This window comes from Nodosilinea sp. LEGE 07298 (assembly GCF_015207265.1).
Taxonomy (GTDB): domain Bacteria; phylum Cyanobacteriota; class Cyanobacteriia; order Phormidesmidales; family Phormidesmidaceae; genus Nodosilinea.
Genome location: NZ_JADEXE010000281.1, coordinates 1 through 8,519 on the forward strand (window position 1 = coordinate 1; position 8,519 = coordinate 8,519).

Here is an 8,519-nt window from a genome sequence, read left to right on the forward strand (position 1 = left end):
GACTGGGCTTGACCCACCCCTACCCCTCCCAGGAGGGGATTTCCCCGACTAATTCATCGGTGCCAAGGATATTTCCATTTATTGAACTACCGTCACCACATCGCCGTCTTGTAGGAACCCGACGCCGGAGGTGACCACCTGTTCCCCAGATTGCAGGCCCTGGAGAACTTCCACGCGGGCGGCGGTGTCGCCATTGGCGGCGATGCGGTTGCCCAGCTCCACCGTGCGGGCCTCCACCACATTGCCCTCGCCGAGCACAAACACCTGGGTGGTGCCGTCGGGCTGGGGCTGGAGGGCGACGGCGGGGATAGTTAACCCCTGGCGCGAGCTGGTAGTGACCTCGCCGCGCAGAAAAATGCCGGGCCGCAGCAGGTCGTTGGGGGGCAGGGTCACATTCACCGTCGCTACCCGCGTCGCGGCATCGACCACTGGGTTGATGGACTGCACCGTACCCTGGAGCTGAACGCGGCTGTCGGCATTGGACGTAATCGCGACGGGGGCACCGATCGCCACTCGATCGAGCTGGGCCTGGGGCACCTCGGCAGCCAGCTCCAGCTGGTTATTTTCAATCAGGGTGACGATGGGGCTACTCGGGGCTGAGACATCGCCCACGGTGGCCAGGCGCTCGGCTACGACCCCAGCAACGGGAGCGCGCACGGTGGTCTGGGTGAGCTGGGTTTGCAGGCGGTCGATGGCGGCCTGCTGCGATCGCACCCCCGCCTCGGCACTCTGCACCTCGGCCCGCGCCAGCGATACCGACTCGCGGGCATTGGCCGTTTCAGTGCGCTGGCGAGTCAGCTCCTGCTGGCTGACTGCCCCGCGATCGGCTAGAGACTGAATACGAGCCAGGTTGGACTGGGACTCCGCTAGGCTCGCCTGGGCCTGGGCCAGCGAGGCCTGCTGCTGGCTCACCTGGGCCTGCGATACCGTCAGCTGCGCCTGGGCCTGGCGCAGATCTGCCTGAAGGGTGGCGTCGTCTAGGGTCGCGATCGCCTGACCCGCGCTGACGGCATTCCCCTCGCGCACCAAAATTTGACGAATCTGTAAGCCGCTGGCCTGGGGCGCAATGGAGAGTAGGTCAATCGCTTGAACAGTACCGTTAATGGCCAAAGTATCGGCAACGGTAGCCGGGGTAGCGGGGTCTACCGTCACCGTTTGAGTAGCCACCGAGGCCGTCTCAGCCGGTTCAGGCGGAGCCGCCTCTCGACCACCCAGCAGGCGAGTGCCGACCAGGGTCAGCAGTACCCCCGCCCCCAAACCCAGCAAGATTCCCGACCAGCGAGGTGGTGTGCGGCCCGAAGCGGCTTCGCTATAGTGGATCATATCCTTCTCAGCAGACGAACCATTCGTAGCCTCCAGGGGATTAGACGAAGAGAGTTTTGGCACGGTTACACCCTTAGGCATCACACCTGGATAGGTTACGAAATGTTTATTTTCTCATTATGACTTAAACCCTTCCATCCTTGGGATCGCTTGATTTCTCAAGGAAATTGACCTCTTCTTCTGGTTTATGCGACCAATCTCATCATTTCTACTGACTCAAATCACATCCCTGAATCGGGAAGGTTTGGTCTAATAGCAGGATGTACCCAGTCCAGCTCGGGATCTGAAGCTTTCCCACCAGCAAAACTTCACGTCTGGACTTGGACTTGGTTTATCCACCGCGTGAGCTTTATCTACCCAGTCGTCACTGCTCTCTCACGCCAACGGCTCGACTCTAAAAAGGCAGGTCTTGGGAATGTTTAACGCGACCGAAATCCTCATCAGTGACTTCGTAGACAAGCTGCGGACTGGGTATCACCGCACCTATGGTGGCCAAAACCCAGACTACGAAGACATCATCGCCTGGGCAGGCAGCATGGCGCTCGAAAATATCGCCAACAGCGATGCGCTCTACCACAACGTTGAGCACACCGTTTTGGTTGCCCTGGTAGGCCAAGAAATTTTGCGGGGCAAGCACATTCGCGAAGGCGGCGTCACCTGCAAAGACTGGATGCACTTTATTATTTCTCTGGTCTGCCACGACATTGGCTATGTCAAAGGCGTTTGTCGCAGCGACCAAGACCGCAACCACCTCTACTCCACCGGCAAGGGCGAGGACATGGTGCCGCTCAAGCCTGGAGCCTCTGATGCGGCGCTCACGCCGTACCATGTGGACCGGGGCAAGCGGTTCATCGAAGAGCGCTTTGGCAATAACCCGGTGATTGATGCCAGCGTCATCAAGTACAACATCGAGCTGACGCGGTTTCCGGTGCCCAAAGAAGAAGACCACCAAGATACCCACAACTTTCCTGGGCTGGTGCGGGCGGCCGACCTAATTGGGCAGCTTAGCGACCCCCGCTACCTGAAGAAAATTGGGGCTTTGTACTACGAGTTTGAAGAAACCCGCCAAAACGAGTACTTAGGCTACGAGCACCCAGGCGACCTGCGGGCTAATTACCCCAAGTTCTACTGGAACGTGGTGCATCCCTACATTCAAGATGCGCTGCGCTACCTATCGCTGACCCAAGAAGGAAAGCAAATAATTGCTAACCTTTATTCAAATGTGTTTATGGTGGAGAACGAGCAAACCGTAATCCACACCTGATGTAGCTATGACCTGGTGGCGCAAGCTTAAAACCAACCGACTGGCTCAGGTAGGAGCGATCCTGCTGATTGGCCTCTATACCGTGGCGCTAGGGGCTGACTTTTTTGCCCCTTACAGCCCCTACGCGACGCAACCGAACGGATCGCTGCTGCCACCCACCCAGGTGTACTGGCGCGACGCCGAAACGGGGCGTTTCTTTCCCCATGTCTATCCCACTACCCAAGGGGCAGTAGATCTAGAAACGGGAGAGCGCGAAATTATCGTCGATCGCACTGAGCCTTCCCCTATTCGCATCTTTCACCGCAACGATGACGGGCGGCTAACGTTGTTCGATACCGTTGGCCCCGGCAAGCTCAATTTGCTGGGCACCGATGAACAGGCCCGCGACCAGTTCAGTCGGCTCGTCCACGGCAGCCGGGTTAGCCTCAGCGTGGGGCTGATTGGGATTGCCATTTCGTTTCCGCTGGGCATGCTGGTGGGGGGCATGGCCGGATACTTTGGCGGCGCGGTCGATGCCGTGCTGATGCGCTTTGTAGAAGTCTTGATGACCATTCCCAGCATCTACTTACTGGTAGCCCTGGCGGCGGTGCTGCCAGCGGGCATCTCCAGTAGCCAGCGTTTTTTGCTGATTATATTAATTACGTCGCTGGTGGGCTGGGCTGGGCTGGCTCGCGTCATTCGAGGTCAGGTGCTGTCGATTAAAGAGCAGGAGTTTGTGCAGGCCAGTCGGGTGATGGGCGGGCGATCGCTGTACATTATTACCCGCCATATTCTGCCGCAGACGGCGACCTACGGTATCATTGCCGCCACCCTGGCGATCCCCGGTTTTATTTTGGCAGAAGCTGTGCTGAGCTTTATTGGCCTGGGCATTCAGCAGCCCGATGCGTCCTGGGGCAACATGCTCACCCTGGCAACCAATGCGTCTATTCTGGTGCTCCAGCCGTGGCTGGTGTGGCCCCCAGCCATTCTGATTGTGGTCACGTCCCTAGCCTTTAACCTACTGGGTGATGGCCTGCGCGATGCGCTAGACCCACGCACCCTCAAGTCGTGATGCTGGGCTCTACTCCACCCAATTGCACATTGGTTGCACGTTGCTCAGGTGTCCCTAGGCTCTTCAGCCAAGACTAACTTTCTTGGCGTCCCCGAAAGCAGTAGCCTGAAGATGGCGGCTTGAGCAGGAAATGCCCAATGGCAAAGCTAACCTTCAAGAAACTGGGGCAAATTGTCGCGATCGCAGTGCTATGTCTATCGCTGTGGGGCTGTGGCCTGGTTAACCCGCGACCACCGAGGGCGGTAGTCGAAGCGGCGATCGCCCAAAAGCTTTCCCAAACCCAGGCGGTGCTCTACCGGCAGTTCGAGTCTTCCGTTGACCCTGCTGATCTGGCTCAGGTGGGCAGTATTCGCATCAGCGACCACCACTGGACTACCCTGGCCAATCAGCCAGCGGTGGAAGTTGCTGGTACCTACCATCTCAAAGGAGGGCAGCTTACCGCCGCCCAGCGCCGCCAGACCAGGGACTTTGACCTCTACCTGCAGCGAGGTGAGAGCAAAGAGCAGTGGCTGCTGCTGGAGCCGGTGCTGGCGCGATCGGGTGAGGTCTTGCAGTGGCAGCCAACGCCGCTGATTAAACCGGAGGCCGTCAGCCCCGCCAGCCCCGCCTAGAGCACCGGTACAGTAGTTAAAGTGACAGCCCCCACCCTGGTGCCCTAGCTCCGCCTGGGCACCTACTTGTGAGGCTCTGCCGCTCATCTTAAGAGGCAAAGTATCCGATGAGCATTCCAATGCATAGCATTGGAACGGGGGGCAAACGAAAGCAGCTAGCGTTAACCCAGCCTAAGGGCCAAGAGAATGCGTTAGCCAGAAGAATCGCGTTCCAAAATCAGGGTCACAGGCCCATCGTTTTGAATGTCGACCTGCATCATAGCCCCAAATTGACCGGTTTCGATTCGTAGGCTGCTGGCCCGCAGTAGCTCCACAAATTCGTTGTAGAGCGCTTCGGCCTGGGCTGGAGGGGCTGCCCCATCGAAAGAAGGTCGTCGGCCCTTGCGGCAGTCGCCGTAGAGGGTAAACTGGCTAACCACCAACATTTCACCCTCAATATCTTGCACCGACTGATCCCAGCGGTTGCTGTCTTCAGCAGAAAACAGCCGCAGATCTAAACACTTGCGTGCCATCCAGGCCAGTTCAGCGGTAGTGTCTGTCGGGGCCAAGCCCACCAGCAGGGTTAGCCCTCGGCCAATTTGCCCCACGACATGCCCCTCTACGGCCACGCTGGAAGCCGTCACCCGCTGGACTACGACTCGCATTTTGCCAAAGTCTGGGGGGCAAACTTTTGCTGCCATACGGCTCGAATCTGCTCGGCAGCAGCAGCCATATCGGCCTGGGACGGGGGCTTGCCTAGGGTTCGAAATACCTGCAGCTCTAATCCTTTTAGTCCTAGCTCTTGGGGATTGTGGCCGTCTGGGTAGCGGGGTTGCAGCACAAAATGCACGTGGTAGGGAGGCTGGTCGACCCAGAGGCCCACGTAGACGCGCTCGGCCCCCATTGCCAGGGCGATCGCCTCCGACATCTGCTGTAAAAAAGGCCCCATCGAGGCCGACTCTGCCGCCGTTAGCTCCCACAGGTTTTCGCGGTGGGTGCGAGTTTTGATCACAACTGACCCCAACCCGTAGGGGCCAACGCAGTGATCAGCCACCCACCAGGGGTTCTCAGCGATGGTGCCACCAGGTACCGACTGAGTTCCGGCCAAAATTTGGCAGGCCAGGCAATCGGGGTGCGGTTGCATTCCAGTCTCGGTCATTGCCGTCACCTCATCTGCTATCGGATCTGCCCTTAGACTTTCACCAAAACTTGATCACCTTCGATCTTGGCTTCGAATGTGGTCAACGGCTTGGGCGGCGGCCCGCCGCTCACCGTACCGTCTGGGTTGAAGCGTCCACCATGGCAAGGGCAGACAAACAGCTCTTGGGCGCGGTCCCAATCCACTGTGCAGCCAGCATGGGTACAGATAGGACTCACCGCTAGCACCGCGTCTGAAATGCTGGAGTCGCGAACAACTACTAAGTCTTGGCCCTTAGCTGTGCCGGTTAAGCTGCCCTGGGCAACCAGGTCAGCCATGCTACCCAGGGTCGTAAACTCGCTGTTGCCCTCAGCTTCAGACGTAGAGTCAGACTGGCAGGCCGCGATCGCAACCGGCAGCGAACCGGCCAGCAGCCCCAGCCCTAACAAGTTAGTGAATTCGCGCCGTTTCATGCCGCCGCTACTTGCCAAAGCCTTGGCCTCGCTTAACGGTAGGCATACCCAGGCAGGCATTGAGCTGCGATCGCAGGGTGTCGTGGTCAAGCCCCTGTCCAATCAGCACCAGCTGATTTTTGGGCGAGCCCTTCCACTCGTCGTCATCGAGCGAAAAACGCTTGCCGCTGAGGTGAAAGATATGGCGCTTGGGGCTTTCGTCAAACCAAAGAATGCCCTTGGCCCGAAACACCGCCTCCGGCAGCAGATTGTCGAGAAAGTTCTGAAACTTGCGAATGGCAAAGGGGCGATCGCTCGCGAACGACAGTGAGGTAAAGCCATCAATGGCCAGGTGATCAGAGTGGTGGTGCTCGTGTCCATGATGGTCATGCTCACAATGACCGTGGTCGTGGTCGCAATCGCTATGGTCGTGAGCCTCGTGACCGTGAGCTTCGTGACCATGAGCCTCATGACCGTGGGCCTCGTGACCGTGAGCCTCGTGGTCGTGGTGATCATGATCATGGGCAGATTGAGTGCTGTCACCACCAAAGTATTGGTCTGACTCAAACAACCCCACACTCAGAATCAGTGGCAGGGGTACCTCAGATTTGGTGGTGCGCAAAATCCGCGCTCCCTCTTTCACATCGCGAATTTTGACTTCCAGCAAATCGAGGTCGGCATCGTCGACTAGGTCGGCCTTGTTGAGCAGAATAATGTCGCCGTAGGCAATTTGGTTATGGGCAGCCTGGCTATTGAAGAGGTCCAGGCTGTAGTTCTCGGCATCCACCACGGTGACAATCGAGTCGAGCCGGGTCAGATCCCGCAGTTCGGTGCCCAAAAAGGTGAGGGCAATGGGCAGCGGGTCAGCCAGACCGGTGGTTTCGACCACCAGATAGTCGATTTTGTCCTGGCGCTCCAGCACCTTGTACACCGCTTCCATCAGGTCGTTGTTGATGGTGCAGCAGATGCAGCCGTTGCTGAGTTCGACCATGGTGTCGTCGCTGTTTTCGGTGGCGATCAGCAGGTCGTTGTCGATGCCAATTTCGCCGAACTCGTTCACCAGCACGGCGGTTTTTAGCCCTTCCTGGTTAGCAAGAATATGATTCAGCAGGGTGGTTTTGCCGCTGCCCAAAAAGCCGGTAATGATTGTGACGGGCAGGCCGTGTTTGGTGTCATCCATCGCCTGGGGCTGGATCGGGGGAGCAGCGGTAGACATAGGTGCTCTTTGAATGCAGGGACATTTTACATACTAGCGATGAATTGGAGTCGTGGCGGCTAGGGTTGGGATTGTTTAAGGAATCGGCCAGCGCACGTTCCCATAGGACCCGCCCAGAGCAAGCAACCAGCCGCCCGCGCTAGACGTTAATCTGCATGACGCACTAACCAGTACAATTGCATTGATTTGCGCTCAAAAACGGCCTATGTTCCTCCCCTCCGACGATCTGCCCCGCTGCGGCTGGGTTCACGCCGACCCGATCGAGATCGCCTACCACGATACTGAATGGGGCGTGCCGCTACACTGCGACCTGAAGCACTTCGAGTTCATCATTCTCGATGGCTTTCAGTCTGGATTGAGTTGGATCACCATTCTGCGCAAGCGCGAAAACTTTCGCGCCGCCTTCGATGGCTTTGACCCCGAGGCGATCGCCCGCTACGACGAGGCCAAGCATCAGGAACTCTTGCAGGACGCAGGCATTGTCCGCAACCGGCTCAAAATTGCCGCCGCCACCCGCAATGCCCAGGCCTTTCTCCAGGTGCAGGAGACCTTTGGCAGCTTCGATCGCTACATCTGGCAGTTTGTCAATGGCGAAACCGTGCAGAATGCTTGGCCTACCCTGGCCGATGCTCCCACCCGCACCGCGGCCTCCGACGCGATGAGCAAAGACCTCAAGCAGCGCGGCTTTAAGTTTGTCGGCACCACCATTTGCTACGCCTACATGCAGGCGGCAGGCCTGGTCAACGACCACACCGTAGACTGCTTTCGCCATCAAGAATTGACTTAACGTTGCCTATCACCCGCCGCACATCACCTTTGCACCATAACAAGTCAACTCTCGGCGGTCGGTGTGCATGGGCGTTGTTGGGCAACACCAGATTATATTTCCAGGATTTCTTGGGCTGCACGTAAACCAGATAAATATGCGCCATGAGCAGTCCCAAAATAGTCATTATTAGATGCTTCGCCTGCGAAAAATAGAGACTTTTCGAGTGGTGCAGCAAGCTCTTGGCGTATCTTTGGCACTGCACCAACAGGATTGTATGAATATGAACCCAACGAAAACGGATCGCTTGCCCAACGGGTAATTTGATAGTCAATAGGTTCAGGGATGCTGACTCCATAGATTTTTCTCAAGGTTTGCATGGCACTCGCAACGGTTTGTTCATCTGACCATGCTTCAATCGCTCTTCCCCGATCGCTAGCATTAAATCCTAGCAGGATGGGCATGTTGGCTGCTTGCTTGAAGCTCACCCACTCTGTCCACTCACCATGCCTTGCTGGAACATATTCCAACCAATCAGCATCAGCACTCCAAAAAACCTCGGGGAAGCGGAGATAGCATTTGTTCAAGACACTACCCCTGTTAAGGTGATCATTCGTACTAGTGCGGTCAATTGGATAAGCTAAAGACGTTACCCCTGGCCGCTTAGAGTCAATGAGTTAGCGTCCCATGATAAACGCGCTATTCGAGCAATTTGTTGA

General features: G+C 57.4%; 10 protein-coding genes. 4 read left to right on the forward strand and 6 right to left on the reverse strand.

Annotation, left to right across the window (positions count from 1 at the left end):
- Positions 1 to 78 precede the first annotated feature (78 nt).
- A complete protein-coding gene (locus tag IQ273_RS26475; RefSeq protein ID WP_313898257.1) occupies positions 79 to 1,386 on the reverse strand; it encodes an efflux RND transporter periplasmic adaptor subunit in 1,308 nt (435 codons plus the stop codon).
- A 352-nt stretch (positions 1,387 to 1,738) separates the two neighbouring features.
- Here IQ273_RS26475 and IQ273_RS26480 point away from each other — a divergent pair, with 352 nt between their 5' ends.
- The 3 genes from IQ273_RS26480 to IQ273_RS26490 all read left to right on the forward strand — a co-directional run bounded on the left by IQ273_RS26480 (position 1,739) and on the right by IQ273_RS26490 (position 4,249).
- Entirely contained in the window at positions 1,739 to 2,587 is an 849-nt protein-coding gene (locus IQ273_RS26480) for an Npun_R2479 family HD domain-containing metalloprotein (protein WP_194026134.1), read from the forward strand.
- Between the two features lie 7 nt (positions 2,588 to 2,594).
- Positions 2,595 to 3,638 (forward strand): ABC transporter permease, encoded by a 1,044-nt coding sequence (locus tag IQ273_RS26485; protein ID WP_194026135.1) that lies wholly within the window; start codon positions 2,595 to 2,597, stop codon positions 3,636 to 3,638.
- 137 nt (positions 3,639 to 3,775) lie between these two features.
- Entirely contained in the window at positions 3,776 to 4,249 is a 474-nt protein-coding gene (locus IQ273_RS26490) for a hypothetical protein (RefSeq protein ID WP_194026136.1), read from the forward strand.
- 191 nt (positions 4,250 to 4,440) lie between these two features.
- On the opposite strand, the gene dtd is transcribed toward IQ273_RS26490, so the two are convergent.
- The 4 genes from dtd to IQ273_RS26510 are packed head-to-tail and all read right to left on the reverse strand — an operon-like array spanning position 4,441 to position 7,034.
- Positions 4,441 to 4,893 (reverse strand): D-aminoacyl-tRNA deacylase, encoded by a 453-nt coding sequence (gene dtd / locus IQ273_RS26495; protein WP_194026137.1) that lies wholly within the window; start codon positions 4,891 to 4,893, stop codon positions 4,441 to 4,443.
- Positions 4,881 to 5,387, reverse strand: a complete 507-nt coding sequence (locus tag IQ273_RS26500) for an HIT family protein (protein ID WP_194026138.1) — start codon at positions 5,385 to 5,387, stop codon at positions 4,881 to 4,883. Before IQ273_RS26500 ends, dtd begins: the two co-directional genes overlap by 13 nt.
- A 32-nt stretch (positions 5,388 to 5,419) precedes the next feature.
- Positions 5,420 to 5,839, reverse strand: coding sequence for a ubiquinol-cytochrome c reductase iron-sulfur subunit (locus IQ273_RS26505; protein ID WP_194026139.1), 420 nt, complete (start codon positions 5,837 to 5,839; stop codon positions 5,420 to 5,422).
- Between the two features lie 7 nt (positions 5,840 to 5,846).
- The gene (locus tag IQ273_RS26510) at positions 5,847 to 7,034 is read right to left on the reverse strand and encodes a GTP-binding protein (RefSeq protein ID WP_228053926.1); all 1,188 of its coding nucleotides are present in this window, start codon (positions 7,032 to 7,034) and stop codon (positions 5,847 to 5,849) included.
- Positions 7,035 to 7,239: 205 nt separating this feature from the next.
- Here IQ273_RS26510 and IQ273_RS26515 point away from each other — a divergent pair, with 205 nt between their 5' ends.
- The gene (locus IQ273_RS26515) at positions 7,240 to 7,821 is read left to right on the forward strand and encodes a DNA-3-methyladenine glycosylase I (RefSeq protein ID WP_194026140.1); all 582 of its coding nucleotides are present in this window, start codon (positions 7,240 to 7,242) and stop codon (positions 7,819 to 7,821) included.
- A 92-nt stretch (positions 7,822 to 7,913) separates the two neighbouring features.
- Here the strand turns inward: IQ273_RS26515 and IQ273_RS26520 are convergent, their stop codons facing one another.
- On the reverse strand, positions 7,914 to 8,387 hold the full coding sequence (locus IQ273_RS26520) for an NAD(P)/FAD-dependent oxidoreductase (RefSeq protein ID WP_228053928.1): 474 nt from the start codon (positions 8,385 to 8,387) through the stop codon (positions 7,914 to 7,916).
- Positions 8,388 to 8,519: the final 132 nt, after the last annotated feature.